This window comes from Streptomyces sp. AJS327, assembly GCF_013450295.1.
GTDB lineage: Bacteria > Actinomycetota > Actinomycetes > Streptomycetales > Streptomycetaceae > Streptomyces.
In genome coordinates this window covers 961,492-980,174 of record NZ_SKBR01000002.1, presented here as the reverse complement: position 1 = coordinate 980,174, position 18,683 = coordinate 961,492, and the positions used below count along the sequence as shown (strand labels likewise).

General features: G+C 72.0%; 11 protein-coding genes. 3 read left to right on the top strand and 8 right to left on the bottom strand.

Annotated features, from left to right (window positions below; all coding sequences use genetic code 11):
* Nucleotides 1-299: 299 nt before the first annotated feature.
* Nucleotides 300-3,167 carry a vitamin B12-dependent ribonucleotide reductase gene (locus tag E0L36_RS13930; protein WP_180929339.1) on the bottom strand — a complete coding sequence of 956 codons (2,868 nt, stop codon included), beginning with the start codon at nt 3,165-3,167 and terminating at the stop codon, nt 300-302.
* A 113-nt stretch (nt 3,168-3,280) separates the two neighbouring features.
* Nucleotides 3,281-3,811: a transcriptional regulator NrdR gene (gene nrdR / locus E0L36_RS13925; RefSeq protein WP_180929338.1), complete on the bottom strand. Its 531-nt coding sequence runs from the start codon at nt 3,809-3,811 to the stop codon at nt 3,281-3,283.
* A 478-nt stretch (nt 3,812-4,289) separates the two neighbouring features.
* Here nrdR and lexA point away from each other — a divergent pair, with 478 nt between their 5' ends.
* On the top strand, nt 4,290-5,105 hold the full coding sequence (gene lexA, locus E0L36_RS13920; protein WP_180929337.1) for a transcriptional repressor LexA: 816 nt from the start codon (nt 4,290-4,292) through the stop codon (nt 5,103-5,105).
* 315 nt (nt 5,106-5,420) lie between these two features.
* On the opposite strand, the gene E0L36_RS13915 is transcribed toward lexA, so the two are convergent.
* The 4 genes from E0L36_RS13915 to E0L36_RS13900 form a co-directional block, all read right to left on the bottom strand.
* On the bottom strand, nt 5,421-7,397 hold the full coding sequence (locus tag E0L36_RS13915; RefSeq protein ID WP_180929336.1) for an ATP-dependent DNA helicase: 1,977 nt from the start codon (nt 7,395-7,397) through the stop codon (nt 5,421-5,423).
* A gap of 115 nt (nt 7,398-7,512) precedes the next feature.
* A complete protein-coding gene (locus E0L36_RS13910) occupies nt 7,513-9,309 on the bottom strand; it encodes an IucA/IucC family siderophore biosynthesis protein (protein ID WP_374705534.1) in 1,797 nt (598 codons plus the stop codon).
* A gap of 36 nt (nt 9,310-9,345) precedes the next feature.
* Nucleotides 9,346-10,062, bottom strand: a complete 717-nt coding sequence (locus tag E0L36_RS13905; RefSeq protein ID WP_374705548.1) for a GNAT family N-acetyltransferase — start codon at nt 10,060-10,062, stop codon at nt 9,346-9,348.
* 112 nt (nt 10,063-10,174) lie between these two features.
* Nucleotides 10,175-12,070, bottom strand: coding sequence for an IucA/IucC family protein (locus E0L36_RS13900; protein ID WP_308416751.1), 1,896 nt, complete (start codon nt 12,068-12,070; stop codon nt 10,175-10,177).
* 684 nt (nt 12,071-12,754) lie between these two features.
* On the opposite strand from E0L36_RS13900, the gene E0L36_RS13895 reads away from it, so the two are divergent.
* Nucleotides 12,755-13,990: a serine protease gene (locus tag E0L36_RS13895; protein ID WP_180929334.1), complete on the top strand. Its 1,236-nt coding sequence runs from the start codon at nt 12,755-12,757 to the stop codon at nt 13,988-13,990.
* A gap of 68 nt (nt 13,991-14,058) precedes the next feature.
* Nucleotides 14,059-15,273 carry a serine protease gene (locus E0L36_RS13890; RefSeq protein ID WP_180929333.1) on the top strand — a complete coding sequence of 405 codons (1,215 nt, stop codon included), beginning with the start codon at nt 14,059-14,061 and terminating at the stop codon, nt 15,271-15,273.
* 154 nt (nt 15,274-15,427) lie between these two features.
* On the opposite strand, the gene hflX is transcribed toward E0L36_RS13890, so the two are convergent.
* Both hflX and E0L36_RS13880 read right to left on the bottom strand, forming a co-directional pair.
* Nucleotides 15,428-16,936, bottom strand: coding sequence for a GTPase HflX (hflX, locus tag E0L36_RS13885; RefSeq protein WP_180929332.1), 1,509 nt, complete (start codon nt 16,934-16,936; stop codon nt 15,428-15,430).
* A gap of 248 nt (nt 16,937-17,184) precedes the next feature.
* The gene (locus tag E0L36_RS13880) at nt 17,185-18,624 is read right to left on the bottom strand and encodes a M1 family metallopeptidase (RefSeq protein ID WP_180929331.1); all 1,440 of its coding nucleotides are present in this window, start codon (nt 18,622-18,624) and stop codon (nt 17,185-17,187) included.
* Nucleotides 18,625-18,683 lie beyond the last annotated feature (59 nt).

Here is an 18,683-nt window from a genome sequence, read left to right as displayed (position 1 = left end):
CACCCCCGGAACCCCCCGTCCAGGCGATCGCGGCGCATACGGCCGTCCGTCCCCCTGTCACCTCTGTGACCAGGCACGGAAGGTGTCGCGACCGCCCGCTCCCCGTCCAGGAGCACGGAACGGAACCGGACATCCCGGATCCGCCTGGCGACTCCCTGGGAACCCCGTCGCGCCGCCGGACGCCGAACGCGGGCCGTATACGCGCGGAACGACCGGACCCCGGCACAACGACGGGGCGGTGGAACCGTGTTCCGGCTCCACCGCCCCGGCCGGACCGGGCGACCCCGACCCGGCGCGCCTCAGCTACAGCCGCTCGTCGAGCCGCAGCCCTCGCAGAGGTAGCAGCTCCCCGCCCGGCGCATCTTCGTGCCACAGGAGAAGCAGAGCGGTGCGTCGGCGTTCAGACCGAGCTGCATCTCCATCAGCTCCGTCGAGTTGTGCGCCTCCGCCGGAGCCGGGGCGGGCGCCTGCGGCACATCGGCCGAACGCTCCCGCTCACCGGTGTCCCGGCGCTCCCCCGTCCCCGCGGTCGGAGCCGACTGGGCCAGTCCCTGCACGTCCAGCTCCTCCGACGGCTCGTAGGAACCCGTCTCCAGGTGCCGCTGCCGCTCGGCCGCCGAGTGGATACCCAGCGCGGAGCGCGTCTCGAAGGGCAGGAAGTCCAGCGCCAGCCGCCGGAAGATGTAGTCCACGATCGACTGCGCCATCCGCACGTCCGGATCGTCCGTCATCCCCGCGGGCTCGAAGCGCATGTTGGTGAACTTCGAGACGTAGGTCTCCAGCGGCACGCCGTACTGGAGGCCGACCGAGACGGCGATGGAGAAGGCGTCCATCATGCCGGCCAGGGTGGAGCCCTGCTTGGACATCTTGAGGAAGACCTCGCCCAGCCCGTCGTCCGGGTAGGAGTTGGCCGTCATGTACCCCTCGGCGCCGCCCACCGTGAACGAGGTGGTGATGCCGGGGCGGCCCTTGGGCAGCCGCCGCCGCACCGGGCGGTACTCGATCACCTTCTCCGGCTCGGCCTGCTCCTCCTTCCGCTTCGCGGACAGCGGCTGGCCGACCTTGGAGTTCTCCACGTAGACGGCGAGCGCCTTGGTGCCGAGCTTCCAGCCCTGGAGGTAGATCTCCTCCACGTCCTCCACGGTGCTGCTGGCCGGCATGTTCACGGTCTTGGAGATCGCGCCCGACAGGAACGGCTGGGCCGCCGCCATCATCCGCACGTGCCCCATCGGGGAGATGGCCCGCTCCCCCATCGCGCAGTCGAACACCTCGTAGTGTTCCGGCCGCAGACCGGGGGCGTCCACCACGTTCCCCTGCTCGGCGATGTACTCGACGATCGCCTCGACCTGCTCCGGCTGGTAGCCGAGCCGCTTGAGCGCCTTGGGCACGGTGTTGTTGACGATCTGCATCGAGCCGCCACCGACCAGCTTCTTGAACTTGACCAGCGCCAGGTCGGGTTCGACGCCCGTGGTGTCGCAGTCCATCATCAGGCCGATAGTGCCGGTCGGCGCGAGCACCGACGCCTGCGCGTTGCGGTAGCCGTGCTTCTTGCCCAGCCGCAGCACGTCCTGCCACGCCTCGGTCGCCGCGGCCCACACCGGGGTGTCCAGGTCGTCGGCGCGCGGGGCGCTGTCGTTCGCCTCCGCGTGCTGCCGCATCACCCGCCGGTGCGCGTTCGCGTTGCGCGGGTAGCCCTCGTACGGGCCGGTCACCGCGGCGAGTTCGGCCGAGCGCCGGTAGGAGGTGCCGGTCATCAGCGAGGTGATGGCGCCCGCCAGCGCCCGGCCGCCGTCCGAGTCGTAGGCGTGGCCGGTCGCCATCAGCAGGGCGCCGAGGTTGGCGTAGCCGATGCCCAGCTGACGGAAGGCGCGCGTGGTCTCCCCGATCTTCTGGGTGGGGAAGTCGGCGAAGCAGATGGAGATGTCCATCGCCGTGATCACCAACTCGGTGACCTTGGCGAAACGTTCCACGTCGAAGGACTGGTTGCCCTCGTCGTCGTCACGGAGGAACTTCATCAGGTTCAGCGAGGCCAGGTTGCAGGACGAGTTGTCCAAGTGCATGTACTCGCTGCACGGGTTGGAGGCGGTGATGCGGCCCGACTCCGGCGAGGTGTGCCACTGGTTGATGGTGTCGTCGTACTGGATCCCGGGGTCGGCGCAGACGTGCGCCGCCTCGGCCATCTTGCGGAACAGCGACTTCGCGTCCACCGTCTCGACCGTCTCACCGGTCATCCGGGCGCGCAGCGGGAACTGGTCACCCTGCTCCACGGCCCGCATGAACTCGTCGCTCACCCGCACCGAGTTGTTGGCGTTCTGGTACTGGACGGAGGTGATGTCGTCCCCGCCCAGGTCCATGTCGAAACCCGCGTCGCGCAGCGCGCGGATCTTCTCCTCCTCCTTCACCTTGGTGGAGATGAACGCTTCGACGTCCGGGTGGTCCACGTCGAGCACGACCATCTTGGCCGCCCGCCGGGTGGCGCCCCCCGACTTGATCGTCCCGGCGGAGGCGTCCGCCCCACGCATGAACGAGACCGGCCCAGAGGCGTTGCCGCCGGAGGAGAGCAGCTCCTTGGAGGAGCGGATCCGCGAGAGGTTGAGCCCGGCGCCCGAACCGCCCTTGAAGATCATCCCCTCTTCCTTGTACCAGTCGAGGATCGACTCCATCGAGTCGTCCACGGAGAGGATGAAACAGGCGCTGACCTGCTGCGGCTGCGTGGTCCCGACGTTGAACCAGACCGGCGAGTTGAAGCTGAAGACCTGGTGCAGCACCGCGTACGCCAGCTCGTGCTCGAAGACCTCGGCGTCCTGCGCGGTAGCGAAGTACCCGTGTTTCTCGCCGGCCTCCCGGTAGGTCCCCACCACGCGGTTGATCAGCTGACGGAGGCTGGTCTCCCGCTGTGGCGTGCCCACCGCGCCACGGAAGTACTTGCTCGTAACGATGTTGGTGGCGTTGACCGACCAGAACTCGGGGAACTCCACACCGTGTTGCTCGAAGTTGACCGAACCGTCCCGCCAGTTGGTCATGACGACGTCCCGCCGCTCCCAGGTCACCTCGTCGAACGGGTGCACCCCGGGAGTGGTGTGGATGCGCTCGATACGCAGCCCGCCGCCCGCCTTGCCACCCTTGGCGCGGGACCCACGTGCCGGGCCACTCGTCGTCTCTGTCATTCCGCCTCCCTGTACACAGGCATAACGCCCTGAAGTACCCCGAATCATCCCGGGGGACCATGTCTCTCCGAAGACCGGCGCCCGTAGGGCCCGGCCACGCCTCAAACGGCCACTTAGTCGGCGGTGACCGGGAGGGGGATCTCCGCGTCCCCACCCGCCCCGCACTCTCCACACCGGGCCCGCTCGCCCGCCTCCGACGGACGCGCCTCCCGGAGTTCGGCGATGGCGGCCTCGAAGTCCTCAAGCGACTCGAACGCTCGGTATACGGACGCGAACCGCAGGTACGCCACCAGGTCCAGTTCCTGGAGCGGACCGAGTATCGCCAGGCCCACGTCGTGCGTGGACAACTCGGCGCTCCCGGTCGCCCGCACGGCCTCCTCGACCTGCTGCCCGAGCTGGGCCAGCGCGTCCTCCGTCACGGGCCTGCCCTGGCACGCCTTGCGCACCCCCGCGATGACCTTGTCCCGGCTGAACGGCTCGGTGACCCCACTCCGCTTGATCACGGTGAGTGAGGCGTTCTCCACGGTGGTGAACCGGCGGGAGCAGTCAGGACACTGCCGACGGCGCCGGATGGCGGCGCCGTCGTCGGTCGTGCGGCTGTCGACGACACGACTGTCGGAGTGTCGGCAGAAGGGACAGTGCATCGTTTCCCACCCTTCCCTGAGCCTCACCGAGCATGACGAACCAGGCCCCACAGGGCCCACTCAGGCCCCCGGGACAACACCAACAGCATAGGCCAGAGTCCCCGACTCAGCACCGGGGACCACAACTTGTGGTGGCCGACGCCCATCAAACCACTAGATCTGGTGCCGAGAACCAGGGGGGCCACCACGCGTGTCGCGCCGCGGGCGGGACGAGGCTACGCACCCCGCGCCACGGCGGCCGCACCCGGGGGCCGGTGCGCCACACCCCGGGCGAACCTGACAGACTGGCCACTCGAGGAGACGCGGATCCACCGCACGCCCCCTGGGCGGCCCCGCGCGAACCCACGCTTCCCCCTACATCAGCGGACTTGATCACGTCAGGTGAACTGCGAATATTCACTCGAACGTGTGTTTGGCGCAACCTTTCGAAACCAACTACCGTTGTCCAGCTAGGGAGAACCGTTCGAGAGGGGCCGACGTGACCACCACCGCAGAGAGCGCCACCATCACCTCCCAGAACCGCGCGGGCCAGGCGCTTGACCAGATGCAGCCGATCAGTGACACCCTGCACCGGGAGAGCCAAAGCCAGAGCCCGGGCGGCGAGGAGAGTCCACAACCGAAACGCTCACTGCCGGGCCGACCTCCCGGCATCCGGGCGGACAGCTCGGGCCTCACCGACCGGCAACGCCGGGTCATCGAGGTGATCCGCGACTCCGTGCAGCGCCGCGGCTACCCGCCGTCCATGCGGGAGATCGGCCAGGCCGTCGGTCTGTCCAGCACCTCCTCGGTCGCCCATCAGCTGATGGCGCTGGAGCGCAAGGGCTTCCTCCGCCGCGATCCACACCGGCCTCGCGCGTACGAGGTGCGCGGATCCGACACCCCGAGCGCCCCGGCCCCCGCCGACACCTCCGGGCAGCCCTCCGCCTCCTACGTCCCGCTCGTGGGCCGGATCGCCGCCGGCGGCCCGATCCTCGCGGAAGAGTCAGTCGAGGACGTCTTCCCCCTCCCCCGCCAACTCGTCGGGGACGGCGAGCTGTTCGTGCTCAAGGTGATCGGGGACTCCATGATCGACGCGGCCATCTGCGACGGGGACTGGGTCACCGTTCGACGGCAGCCGGTGGCCGAGAACGGCGATATCGTCGCGGCGATGCTGGAGGGCGAGGCCACTGTCAAGCGCTTCAAGCGCGAGGACGGCCACGTCTGGCTGGTCCCGCACAACAGCTCCTACCAGCCGATCTCGGGCGATGACGCGACGATCCTCGGTAAGGTCGTCGCGGTTCTGCGGAGAGTCTGACTCTCCCCCACCAGCCGCCGGTCCCCTCTGCGCCGGGGACCGGCGCCGCGCCCTGCCGCACGCCGTGCGACGGGCGTGGCCGCACCGCACGGCGTCACCTGTCCGTCGGGCCCTCGGGGGGGGGGCGGCAGGAGGCGGGCCGCGTCAGGCCGTTACGTGCCGCCCTCCCCGGCAGGAGCCCGGGCAGAGCCCGTCGGGGAGCGCGGCGTCCGTGCACACGGCAGGCGTTGGAAGGCATCCGGCCGGAACGATTCCCGGTACCGCCCCGCGCCATTGGCTCCGGTGGTTCCATGGCCCACCCGAGGCGGTGGGAGGCTAGTCGTCCTGAGCCGCGGCGTCGATGGCCGCCAGCGAGCGCCGGACCTGGTTGCGGTCCGTGGTGTACCAGAAGTCGGGCATCGAGGCGCGCAGGAAGCCGCCGTACCTCGCCCGCTCCAGCCGCGGATCGAGCACCGCGACGACGCCCCGGTCCCCCGTCGCCCGGACGAGACGCCCGGCGCCCTGTGCCATCAGGAGGGCGGCGTGGGTCGCCGCGACGGCCATGAACCCGTTCCCCCCGGCCTCCTCGACGGCCTTCTGGCGGGCGCTGAGCAGCGGGTCGTCCGGCCGGGGGAAGGGGATCCGGTCCATCGCCACCAACTGGCAGTTCACACCCGGCACGTCGACCCCCTGCCAGAGGGACAGGGTGCCGAAGAGACAGGTCCGCGCGTCGTCCGCGAAGCGCCGGATCAGCTCGCCCAGCGTCTCCTCACCCTGGAGCAGGATGGGCAGGTCCAGCCGGCCGCGCAGTTCCTCGGCCGCCGTCTGCGCGGCCCGCATCGAGGAGAACAGGCCGAGAGTCCGGCCCCCGGCGGCTTCCACCAGCTCCGCGAGTTCGTCCAGCATGTCGCTTCGGGAGGGCTCACGACCCGGAGTGGCGAGGTGTTTGGCGACGTAGAGGATGCCCTGTTTGCGGTAGTCGAAGGGCGAGCCCACGTCCACGCCCTTCCAGGGCGGCTGGTCTCCCTCACCGCTCAGCGGCCCCGATTCCTCGGGGCCGAGGCCGAGTGAGGCCCCCACGCCGTTGAAGTCACCACCGAGCTTGAGCGTGGCCGAGGTCAGCACCACCGAGCGGTCGTCGAACAGCTTCTCCCTGAGCAGGCCGCTGACCGACAGCGGAGCGACCCGGAGCGAGGCGCCGTACCGGTCGTGCCGCTCGTACCAGAGGACGTCGAACTCCGAGCCCTCAAGGACGCGTTCGGCCACGCCGTGTACCGACTCCAGGGACGCCTTGGCCTGCTTCCGCACGGCGTCCTCGTCCTGCACCGAGGAGTCCCGGGTGCCGCTCAGGGCGCTCAGACAGCCGCGGGCGGCGTCCCGGAGCGCCATCAGGGCATACCGCAGCTCCTCGGGAAGCTCCTCCAGCCGCCCCGGCAGAGCGAGTTCCATCAGCCGCTCGAAGCCCTCGGCGGCACTCTGCAACTGGTCGGCCACCCGCTGGTCGACCAGCTTCGCGCTGCGGCGGACCGCCCGGTGGACACCGCCGGGGGTGAGTTCACCGGTCGCCACGCCCGTCACACGGGATACCAGCTCGTGTGCCTCGTCCACGATCAGTACGTCGTGTTCCGGCAGCACGGGGGCGCCCTCGATCGCGTCGATCGCGAGCAGCGCGTGGTTGGTGACGATCACGTCGGCGAGCTTCGCGCGCTCCCTGGCCGCCTCGGCGAAGCACTCGGCACCGTACGCGCACTTGGAGGCGCTCAGGCACTCCCGTGAGGAGACGGAGACCTGCCCCCAGGCCCGGTCGGACACGCCGGGGGTGAGGTCGTCCCGGTCGCCGGTCTCCGTCTCGTCCGACCAGTCGCGCAGGCGCAGCAGGTCCTTGCCCAGCCGGGAGGTGGGCGCGGCACCCTCGAAGGGGTCGAACAGACCCTCCTCGTCGTCCTGGGGAACGCCCTCGTGCAGCCGGTGCAGGCAGAGGTAGTTCGAGCGGCCCTTGAGCATCGCGAACTCCGGGCTGCGGCCGAGTCGTGGCCGCAGCGCCCGCACCGTACGCGGCAGGTCCCGCTCGACCAGCTGGCGCTGGAGCGCGAGGGTGGCGGTGGCCACCACCACGCGGTCGCCGTGCGCGAGCGCCGGGACGAGGTAGCCGAGCGACTTCCCGGTACCGGTGCCCGCCTGCACGAGGAGATGGCTGCCGTCGGTCACGGCCTCGGCGACGGCCTCCGCCATCGCCACCTGGCCGGGGCGCTCGGCGCCGCCGACAGCGTCGACGGCGGCGTGGAGGAGTTCGGAGAGGGCAGGCGTGCTCATAGGGCCGACAGCCTACTCCCGGCCACTGACAGCTCGGCCCGCTTTCGTACCGTTCCCGCCATGCCCGCTCCCCTCTTCCCCGGCGGCCGCCTCCGCGCCCCGGCGCGCCCCCGGCTCAGGCGCTGTACAGGGGGTTGGCCACCGTTCCGTGCACCACCGCGTGCGGACGTTCCGTCCGGTCGGCGTAGCCGTCGGCGAAGAGCCGGTTCCGGTTCAGGCAGAGCCGCTCGATCCGCTCAGTCAGCAGGTCGAAGGTCTCGAACCGCTCCTTCAGCTCCGGGAAGCGGCGGTGGTGACGGTCGATCTCGGCGCGGACCAGCGACCAGAAGACGTGCTCGGGAACCCCCAGCTGCTCCCGGCACAGCGGTGCCAGAAAACGGAAGACCCCGACGAACAGACCGGAGTGCAGGAACTGGATCAGCCGTTCCGGGGGCTCGGTGAGCAGCACCGCCCGGGCCGCCTCGGGCAGGGTCGACAGCTCGGGCAGCGGCAGCGCGCTGACGTTGACGTCGTCCACGAAGTCCTTGACCGCCAGCCGCACCGGCACGTCCCGGTCGTCGAAGACCACGATGGCGTTCTCCCCGTGCGGGGAGAAAACCGTGCCGTACCGGTAGAGGAAGTGCAGCAGCGGGGGCAGCAGCGCCCCGAACAGCCGGCGGAGCCAGACCCGGGGCTCCAGACCCGAGCGGGTCACCAGCTCCGCGGTGAGCGACCGGCCGCGCGGGTCGGTGTGGATGAGGGAGGCGAGGGTCCGGGCTCGTTCGTCCGGGGCGAGGCGCGGCGCCAGCGGTTCGCGCCAGATGCAGCCGAGCAGCTCCCGGTACTGGTACGGAACGCCGGGCAGCCGGTCGTAGAGCGGATGGTGGACGGTCACCGAGGCGACCTCGCCGAGCAGGATGACCCGGCACTCGTCGCTCAGGAAGGGGTCGGCGTCCCGCAGGCCGCACATCCACTGGGTGACGGCCGGTGCGGCCAGCGTGCGCCCCGTCGGAAGACCGCGCCACACCAGGGTGTTCAGAATGGAGAGCGGCAGCTTGACGGTGTGCCGCTCGGGACTGCTGACGTTGAGGAAGGTGCGGATCGACTGCTGCGGCAGCCGCAGGTCCCCGTCGCCCGGCAGGGGCACGATCTCGTCGCGGGCGAGTTCGCCGGGGAAGAGCGGCGCTACCGTCTCGTCCCACTGCCAGGGGTGGACGGGGAAGGCGAGGTAGTCCGCCGGATCGAGTCCCCTGCTCCGCAGGGTGTCCGCGTGGAGCGCGCGGGTCTCCGGGCTGAGTTCGCCCACGTACAGCCGCTCCGGGGCGGCGAGTTCACCGGCGCCCCGGTACTCAGCGAGCCCCCGGCGCACCGCGAGCCAGGGCAGTCCGCGCGGGGTGCGGGACTCCGGCGCCCACCAGGTCGCGTCGGAGGCGGAGAAGCCGAGCCGGCCCTTGTTGGCGACGATCCAGGGGTGGCCGGTCATGTGGCCTTCGAGTTCCGCGTAGCCGAGGTCGGCCAGCTCGGGAGCGCTGACCGCCTCGGCCAGCAGCCGGCTGTCCGCGCTGAGGGTGGCGGTGAGTTCGCGGATGAGGTGTCCGGTGATCTCACCGCTGATGCCGAGTACCGACCCGTGGGCTCGCGCGAGCAGGTCCAGTGGACCGATCCACGGGGTGACGGACCCGGCGTCGACGGTCCAGTGTCCGTAGGCGCCGCGCTGGGCGCGGAAGCGCAGGGTGAGGTCGGCGTCGACGCGGAGCCGGTAGCCGTCGGGGGTGCCCGGTTCCGGTTCCGGGCGCAGGATCTCCTCGTAGCTGTATTCGCCGATCATGGTGGCGAGCAGGCGGCGGGCGGCCTCCGCCCAGCTCTCCGCGTCGAGCCCGGGGGGCGGTTGGGGGGCGTGGGGGCGGAGAGAGTCGGTGGGCGGCAGCGGCACGCTGGCTCCTTCGGTCGGGGACGGGTTGGTCGCGGCTCAGTCGGCGGCGCGCGGCATCCGCTCGCGCACCATCAGGGCCGCCCGCTTGCCGGGGAGTTCGACTTCGGCGCTCAGCCGGAAGCCAGCCCCCAGGAAGGCCGCGACGGACGGGGTGTTCAGCAGATCGGGTTCGGCCAGCACCCGGGCGCAGTGCGGCCGGTGGTCCAGGACCAGGTCGGCGACGGCGCGCAGCAGCGCCGAACCCCGGCCGCGGCCGCGGTCGGCGGCGGCGCCGATCAGCAGGTGCAGGCCGGTGTCGTGGGGCTGTACGCGGCAGTGCCGGGCGAGCGGGTCGAGATCGGCGCGGTAGATCTCCCAGTAGCTCATGGGGGTGCCGTCCAGCACGCCGAGGCAGGGCACGCTGCGTCCGTCGCCGTCGAGTTGCGCGGTGAGGTGGGCGGCGGTGCGCTCCGGGGGGCCGGACAGCTCCCAGAAGGCGGCGACTGCCGGATCGTTCATCCACGTGGTGATCAGGGAGAGGTCCCGGGCTGGGTGGACCGGGACGAGCTGGAACTCCCCGACCGGGGTGCCGCGCGCGGGCCAGCCGCCGGGCGAGTCCAGCAGGTCGGTACCGGTGAACGGGGCGGCGGGGCGCGCGGGCGGACCGGTCACGGCTCCCTCGGGACGGCGCGCGCCGGGATGGGGCGGCCGGTGCGCGGTAGGCGCGTGTCCCCCGGGCAACCGCGCCCGTTCCCCGGACGGTTCCGTGGGCAGCCCCGCGGCCAGCTCCGGGCCGACGGTGCCGTCACCCCCACCGGAGGCCGGTCGGGGCGGTTGCCGCGGTGGCTGCCGCACGGTGTGTCTCCTCTCGGCCCCGCCCGCGCCGTCAGTCGGCGAGGGGGTTGCGGATGGTGGTGTACACGGACTGGGTGTCGACCGGGCCGACCAGCTCGTCCATTCCGCGCAGCCGGGTCAGCAGGTTGGCCTTGCAGCGCAGCGTCGGGGAGTCGAGCAGCAGCGGGGGCAGGGAGGAGGCGCCCTCGGGCGCGCCGGAACGACTCACCTCCCGCAGGAAGCACCGGAGTTCGGCCAGCAGCCGCCGCTCCTCGGCGAGCCCCTGCGCCCCGAGCGCGCCGATCAGACCGAAGACGTTGTTGATGCCCAGGTAGTACGCGAAGCGTTCGTCGACCACCGGATCGTCGACGAAGGAGTCGCTGGCCACCCCCAGCGGGTGGCCCGGCAGGCGACGTTCCAGCGCGGCGCGGTGTGAGGTGCGGAAGTAGTAGCCCTGGTTGTCGCGGTAGCGACCACCGACGGGCCAGCCCTCGGCGTCCAGGGCCACCAGCGTGTTCTGCTGGTGTGCCTCCAGGGCGACGCCCGCGGCGCCGTCCAGCCAGAGCACCGGCCGCACCACGCGCTCCAGATAGCGCCGGAACCACTCGGCGGCCAGCGCGCCCGCGCACTCCCCCCGCCGGGCCGCGAGCCCCTCAAGGAGCCTGGCGAGCCGGGACCGCGGGGGTCCCTCGGGGCGTTCCGGGTCGGGCAGCGGGGCCAGGAGCCCGGCGACGCACCGGATGTCGTCACCGGCGGCGAAGGGGTGGTGCCGCAGCACGGTGTCCACACCGGCCAGCGTGCCGCCGCCGGGCAGGTCGACACCGAGCCACGCGGGGTCACGGACGACGTCGAAGCCGGGGAAGGCGGCCCGCCACTCGTCGGCGAGCCCGGAGCAGAGCAGCCGGTGGGCCTCGACGCCGCGCAGCAGCTCCTTGCGGAGGTTGTTCCGCCGCGAGTTGGTGATCCGCAGCCCCAGGGACAGCTTCAGCATCATCGGGCCGTCGGGACGGCAGACGGTGCGGACCGAGGAGGTGGGGTACCAGGGTTCGCCAGCGGGGCCGAGGTCGCGCAGCACCCCCTCGGCCAGCAGCGCCGCGCACACCGGGTCCCGGCGCAGCTCACGGGCCTGCCAGGGGTGGAGAGGCAGCGGCACCGCCCCGTCGGGCAGCTGCGCGCGCACCGACGGGCCCGCCGCCCGGGCGGCCAGCAGCGCGGCGGGGATGGTCGAGCCGTTCTCGGTCCAGGCGGAGTCCCCGGCGGCCAGCTCCGGTGAGACGGCCAGCCAGTGGAGGGCGAAGGCGCCGCGCGTCTCCGGGGAGTAGACGTCGAGTTCGGACTCCGTGAGTCCCTCGCGGCACTTGGGTGTGGGGTGCAGTGGATGGCCGAAGAGCAACGCCTGCTCCGAGTCGAGGAACGCGCCCGTCGCGGAGGGGGGTTCGGGGGTGGCGCGCCGGTGCGCGAGGAAGCGCGCGGTGTGCTGGACCGAGCCGGCGACCCGGGCGATCAGCCCGGTGTCCTCGGCGGAGCGCGGCGCGTCCCCGAGGTACGCGGCCTCCCGGCTGAGCAGCGCGGCCAGGGTGACGGCGTTGAGCGGGGCGGCCTCGGGCGGCGCCCCCTCCAGTACCGGCGGGCCGAAGCGGTGCGCGCCGGTGACTGACCAGTGCGGCACCGGGACCCGGAGGGTCAGGCCGCTGGCCGTCAGCGGGACGCGGAGGGTGCCCTCCCGTGGGGCGGTTCCGCCTTCGCCCGGGCCGCCGCGCTCCCGGAGGGCGCCGGTCTCGCGAACCCAGCAGCGCAGCAGGTTCTCCAGGGTGGCGGCGTCGGCGGCGGTGTACGGGTCGGGGTGGCCCGCCCGGTCGGACGTCCCCCCGGGACCTGGGAGTTCGGGGCGGCCCGTGCGTGGCTCCCCCGCCCGGGCGAGCGGGGCCGCGGGGGACTCGGGGGCCACGCGGGGCGCGGGGACCTGCGGTGGGAGGGGGGCGGACCGCGGCGGCACGCGCCGCTCGGGCACGCGCGCTCCGGCGCGGGGCGCGGAGTCGGGGGGACCGGTCTCCGGTACCCCGGCACGGCGCGAGTCGGACGGTTCGCCGGATCCGGCCGGGGCCGCCGACGTGCCGGGCCGCCCTCCGGAGGGGCTGGGCGCCGTCGCCCGGCCGGGGCTCACCGGTGGACCGTCCGCCGTGGAGCGCGCGTTCACTCAGGACTCCTCTGCCGCTGCTCGGTGGCGCGCGCGGACACGCGCGCTGTCCCCCGTACGCACTAACGACGGGGCACGCGGGAGATCACGGGCAAGTACGAAGAGAGACAGATCAGTTGGGATTGCGGGCGGGCGCGGTGGGCACGCACCACCGTCTCAACTCCCCGCGCCGGGGGCTGTTTGTTGCACGGGGAGGCTCGGGCGACCGCCGTCCCGAGCCCCCGTACACCTTTCCCACCTGGACCGACCCGGCGCCAGCTCGCCCCACACACGCACGGCGGTTGTCGCGAGCATGTCTCGGCTCTGTTCCGGAAGGAACCGGGGACCCGGCTGCTCCCGTCCCCCACCTCACCGGGCATAGTGGGAGCCGCCCCGCTCCGGCGCGGTGCATGACAAATACACAGCACGACGATTCACTTCAGGGGGAGTTCATCCATGTCATCGACACCCAGGTCCGCCCGCCGACGGTCGGCGTTCGCGGCCACGGCTGTCGCGGCGGCACTCGCGGTGACCGCCACGGCCTGTGGTCCGGAGGACGACAACGCGGACGCCAAGCCCACCGACTCGCAGTCCGCGGAGAGCAAGCCGGAGCGCGACCTCAAGGACGAGCTGGGTCTGCCGGATGACTTGCCGGACAAGCTCCCCTCCTCCCTGGACGACCTGAAGAAGTGGCGTGACGGGGACTGGAAGAACTGGGACAAGGATCGTTGGCTCCGCGAGGCCAAGGACTTCTTCAACCCGATCATCGAGGACCTGTGGGACTCGGACCGGATGAAGGACGCCGACAAGAACGACCGTCAGAAGGACCGGCGCGAGGTCGACGAGTCGGAGATCGATGACGACCCGAGCGGCGGTGAGGGCGGCAGCGGCGAGGACGAGGGCGTCACCGACCCCGAGCCCCGGCCCGTGCGGGCCAAGCCGACCCCGACCCCGTACGACGGGGACGACCGGCCGGTCGGCAAGGTCTTCATGGACACCCCCAAGGGCTCCATGGTCTGCTCCGGCACCGTGATCGCCGACCCGAAGAACCCCGGCAAGTCGAACCTGGTCGCGACCGCCGGGCACTGCGTGCACGGCGGCCAGGGCAAGGGCTGGTTCCGCAACGTCATCTTCGCGCCGGACTACAACCCCCAGGGCAAGGACGGTTCGGAGCTGGACCAGTCCGACCAGAAGGCGGTCGCCCCGCACGGTGTCTGGTGGGCGAAGCACGCCCGTACCACCAGCCACTGGATCAACAACGGTGCCGAGCGCGGCGGCAAGGGCGCGCAGCAGGACTTCGCCGTGATGGACATGCAGCCCGAGAACAAGGGCACCAGCAAGTCGCTGGAGGAGACGGTCGGCGGCTCCATCCCCGTCGCCTTCAACACCCCGCGGGTGAAGTCCCTCAGCCAGCTCACCTCGCACGGTTACCCGGCCGCCCCGCCCTTCGAGGGCTCGAAGCAGTACAGCTGCACCTCCAAGCCCGGCCGTCTGACCATCGACACCACCCAGCCTTCGATGTACCGCATCGGCTGCACGATGACCGCGGGCGCCTCGGGCGGTGGCATCCTCAGCGCGGACGGCAAGCGACTGCTCTCCGTCAACTCCATCGGCCCGGCCACGGCCACCTGGCTGGCGGGACCGCGGCTCGGCAAGGACGCCAAGCAGGTCTTCGAGTCCCTCAGCAAGTGAGCCGCGGCTGAGCCGCATCTCAGCAACCCACCAACGCATCGCACGACCACCCAGGGAGACAACGACCCATGCGATCCATACGCCGGCGCGGGCGCGGACGACCCGTGATCGCCGCAGCCGCGATCGCCGCGGCGCTGGCGGTCACCGCCACCGCCTGCGAGTCCGACGACAGCGGGGACTCCGACGCCAAGTCCTCGGCGGAGGCCGACGGCGGGCAGCAGGACGGCGAGAAGGGCAAGGACGGCATCGGGCTGCCGGACAAGCTCCCCGACAACCTGCCCAGTTCCCTGGAGGACCTGGACAAGTGGCGGGACGGGGCGTGGAAGGACTGGGACAAGGAGCAGTGGCTCCGGAAGGCCAAGGACTTCGTCAACCCGTACATCAAGGACCACTGGAACCTCGACCGGATGAAGAAGGCCGAGGACAACGAGAAGCAGGTACCGAAGGACGTCGGGAACACCTCGGCGGACACCGGCAACGACCCGGAGCCGGAGGCCGTCCGGGCCAAGGCGGTGCCGACCCCGTACACCAAGAGCGCGGCACCGGCCGGGAAGGTGTTCATGGACACCCCCAAGGGCCCCATGGTCTGCTCCGGCACCGTGATCAAGGACCCCAGGAACCCGGGCAACTCCAACCTGGTGGCCACCGCGGGGCACTGCGTGCACTCCGGTAAGAGCGGCGGCTGGCTGCGCAACATCACCTTCGTCCCCGCGTACAACAACAAGGGGCTGTCCCCGCGGCAGGTGCAGTCCGCGCAGCGCTCGGACGTGATGCCGTACGGCGAGTACTGGGCCGAGTGGGCGCAGACCACCAACTACTGGATCAGCGAGGGCGCCCAGTCCGGTGGTGGCGGCGCGCAGCAGGACTTCGCCGTGCTCAAGGTCAAGCCCGTCCAGGGCGGCAAGTCCCTGGAGGCGACGGTCGGCAACGCGGTCAAGGCCAACTTCAAGGCCCCGTCCGTCCAGCGGTTCTCCAGTCTGCGGTCCTACGGCTACCCGGCCGCTCCCCCGTACAACGGGGCGCGGATGTACAGCTGCCTGGACAAGCCCGGCAGCCTGACGATCGACCCGTCACAGCCCGCGATGTTCCGCATCGGCTGCACCATGACCGGCGGTTCCTCCGGCGGTGGCTGGTTCATGCAGGGCAAGGGCGGCAAGCCGGAGCTGGTCTCGGTCAACTCGATCGGCCCGCAGCCGGCCACCTGGCTCGCCGGACCGCGACTCGGCCCGGAGGCCCACGGCGTCTTCTCCGCGATCAGCAAGAAGTACGCGGGCAAGAGCTGACCCCCTCGCGGGCCGGGCGCCGAGCGGCGCGCGGCCCGCGATCCCGCCGGGGCCCCGGAACCGGCGGGTGAGGACACGAGGAGGGGCCGCCCCTGGGGGACGGCCCCTCCTCGCATGTGGTCCGCGCCATCGGTACGGAACCGGCGCGGGCGGTTCAGCGGGTCGGCGCGAACTCCGACAGTGCGGCGAACTGCCGCAGCTGCGCGGCCAGTTCCTCGTGTACCCGGGCCCTGAGCAGGGTGCCCTCCGCGGTGTGCTCCTCGGAGATCACCTCACCCTCGCCGTGCACCCGGGCCACCAGCTTGCCCTGGTCGTACGGCACCATGGCGGCGATCTCCACCTCGGGCCGGGGCAGCCGGGCGTCGATCTCGGCGAGCAGTTCCTCGATGCCCTGACCGGTGCGCGCCGACACCACCAGCGCCGAACGCTCCGCGGCGAGCAGCCGGTGCAGCGTCTCCGGGTCGGCCGCGTCCGCCTTGTTGACGACCACGATCTCCGGAACGTCGGTGGCGCCCACGTCGGCGACGACCTCGCGCACCGCGGCGAGCTGCTCCTCTGGCGCCGGATGCGAACCGTCCACGACGTGCAGGATCAGGTCGGAGTCACCGACCTCCTCCATCGTGGAGCGGAATGCCTCCACCAGGTGGTGCGGCAGATGCCGGACGAACCCCACCGTGTCGGCCAGGGTGTACGCGCGCCCGCTGGGCGTCTCCGCCCGGCGCACCGTCGGGTCGAGGGTGGCGAAGAGCTGGTTGTCCACCAGCACGCCCGCCCCGGTGAGCCGGTTGAGCAGCGAGGACTTGCCCGCGTTGGTGTAGCCGGTGATCGCCACCGAGGGGACCCGCTGCCGCCTGCGGACCTGCCGCTGGGTGTCGCGGCTGCCCTTCATGTTGGCGATCTCCCGGCGCATCTTTGCCATCTTCTCGCGGATACGCCGCCGGTCCGTCTCGATCTTGGTCTCACCGGGACCACGGGTCGCCATGCCGCCACCGGTCGAACCGGAACCGCCACCGCCCATCTGCCGGGACAGCGACTGACCCCAGCCGCGCAGTCTCGGCAGCATGTACTGCATCTGCGCGAGCGCGACCTGGGCCTTGCCCTCACGGGACTTGGCGTGCTGGGCGAAGATGTCGAGGATCAGCGCGGTGCGGTCCACCACCTTCACCTTGACGACGTCCTCCAGGTGAATCAGCTGACCGGGGCTCAGCTCACCGTCACAGACGACGGTGTCGGCGCCGGAGGAGAGCACGAGGTCCCGCAGCTCGTCCGCCTTGCCCGAGCCGATGTAGGTCGCGGGGTCCGGCTTGTCGCGCCGCTGGATCACGCCGTCGAGTACCTGGGCGCCCGAGGTCTCGGCCAGCGCCCCCAGCTCCGCCAGGGAGTTCTCCGCGTCCGCCGCGGTACCGGAGGTCCAGACACCGACCAGCACCACACGCTCCAGGCGCAGCTGCCGGTACTCGACCTCGGTGACGTCCTCCAGTTCGGTGGAGAGCCCGGTGACCCGGCGGAGAGCGGCGCGCTCGGAGCGGTCGTACTGCTCGCCGTCACGCTCGCCGTCGATCTCGTAACTCCAGGCAACGTCCTCCTCCATCAGGGCGTCGGCCCGGCGGTTCGACTCGTCGCTGCGGCGGCCGTCATCTGGAAGGGAAGAGGAAGGAGTCAAGTGCGTCCTTAGGTCGGGAGGGATCGGGAAGAATGCTGTGTTCCGCAGAACGCGCGGGGTGCCGGGAAGATTCCCGTCCCGCTCCCGCCAGCGGCGGGATGCGGCGGCCCGGAGCGTACCGGCCCGCACTGTCGATACTGGCACGCCCCGGCGGCCTGGTCACCCGGATAAACCCGGTCGCCGTCCTCGTCGCCGCCTCCCGGGCGCGCGGGCCGCTCACGGGCTCCGGCCACGCGCCGGGGAGCCGCTCAGCGGGCGGCGCGCGGGAGGGGCGGGGTCCGCTCACCGTACAGCCAGCCACGCAGGAAGCCGCTCAGGTCGCGACCCGCGACCTCGCTCGCCAGGGCGACGAAGTCGGCCGTGGAGGCGTTGCCGTGCCGGTGCTCCGTGACCCAGCGGCGCTCCAGCCGCTCGAAGGCCGCCGCCCCCATCCGCTCCCGCAGGGCGTAGAGCGCCAGCGCCGCCCCCTCGTACACCACCGGACGGAAGACCTCGGGGCGCTCGCCCTCCGGCGCGGCCCGCTGTGCCGCCGGGGGACCGTACCGGTCCCGCCAGCCGTCGGACGCCCGGTGCGCCTCCCGGACCCTGTCGCGCAGCGCGGTGCCGCCCGCGCGCTCCGCGTACAGCCACTCGTACCAGGTCGCGTGGCCCTCGCTGAGCCAGAGGTCGTCCCAGCGGCGCGGGGTGACGCAGTTCCCGAACCACTGGTGCGCCAGCTCGTGCACCATGACGGACTCCTTGTACCAGTCCCGGTACTCGGCCGAGGTCAGGAAGCGGCGCGCGAAGAGGGAGAGGGTCTGGGTCTCCATCGCGTACCCGGTGGTGGCCTCGACCGCGAGCACCCCGTAGTTCTCGAAGGGGTACCGGCCCAACCTCCGCTCCAGCCACTCCAGTTGTTCCGGGGTCCGGTCCAGCCAGGGCTTCAGCCGCGCGCGCCAGGGGCGGGGCACCACGTGCCGCAGGGGCAGCCCGCGCTGGCCGCGGGCGTGGAGGACCGCCGACCGCCCGATGGAGAGCTGGAGGAGTTCCGTGGCCATCGGGTGCGTGATCCGGTACCGCCACACGGTGCTCCCTCCCCGCCGCGCCGTGCCCACCGCCCGGCCCCCGGCGACCACCGTGAGCCCGGCCGGGGCCGTGACGGTCAGGGTGAAGCGCGCCTTGTCCGAGGGGTGGTCGTTGGAGGGGAACACCCGGTGCGCCCCGTCCGGTTGTGGCGCCAGGGCCAGCCCGTCGCGGGTGCGGATCCAGCCGCCGTGCGGCACGTCGGTGGGGCTGGTGTGGCGCACCTCAACCCGTAGGGGACGATTCCGCTCCAGCGGGCGCGCCGGGGTGACCACCAGGTCCTCGCCCGCCGACCGGTACCGGGCCGGTTCCCCGTTGACGTGCACGGAGTCGACCCGGCCACCGTTGAAGTCGAGGTGGAGGCGGGAGAGAGGACCGGCGGTGGCGCGCGCGGTGATCCGCGTCGTGGCGGCGAGGGGCCGGGTGTTGTCGCCGCCGTAGCGGAAGGCGAGATCGTACTGGAGCACGTCGTATCCGGGGTTTCCCAGCACGGGGAACAGCCGGTCGCCGACGCCGACCGGTTCGGGCGCGGGGGCGCCCGCGGCGACGAGGGTGAGCAGCGCCGCCGTGGCCGCGCCGGCGCGCACCAGCCTGGCGCGCGGTGATCCTGCCGGGGTTCTGGCCATGCGGCCATCGATACCCGCGGGCGGCGGGACGCCCCGTGCCCGGCGGAGGTGGGGCACCC

Coding starts and splice junctions, on each gene's coding strand:
- E0L36_RS13930 (WP_180929339.1), bottom strand. CDS start 3,167: ATGACAGAGACGACGAGTGGCCCGGCACGTGGGTCCCGCGCCAAGGGT.
- nrdR (WP_180929338.1), bottom strand. CDS start 3,811: ATGCACTGTCCCTTCTGCCGACACTCCGACAGTCGTGTCGTCGACAGC.
- E0L36_RS13915 (WP_180929336.1), bottom strand. CDS start 7,397: ATGAGCACGCCTGCCCTCTCCGAACTCCTCCACGCCGCCGTCGACGCT.
- E0L36_RS13895 (WP_180929334.1), top strand. CDS start 12,755: ATGTCATCGACACCCAGGTCCGCCCGCCGACGGTCGGCGTTCGCGGCC.
- E0L36_RS13890 (WP_180929333.1), top strand. CDS start 14,059: ATGCGATCCATACGCCGGCGCGGGCGCGGACGACCCGTGATCGCCGCA.
- E0L36_RS13880 (WP_180929331.1), bottom strand. CDS start 18,624: ATGGCCAGAACCCCGGCAGGATCACCGCGCGCCAGGCTGGTGCGCGCC.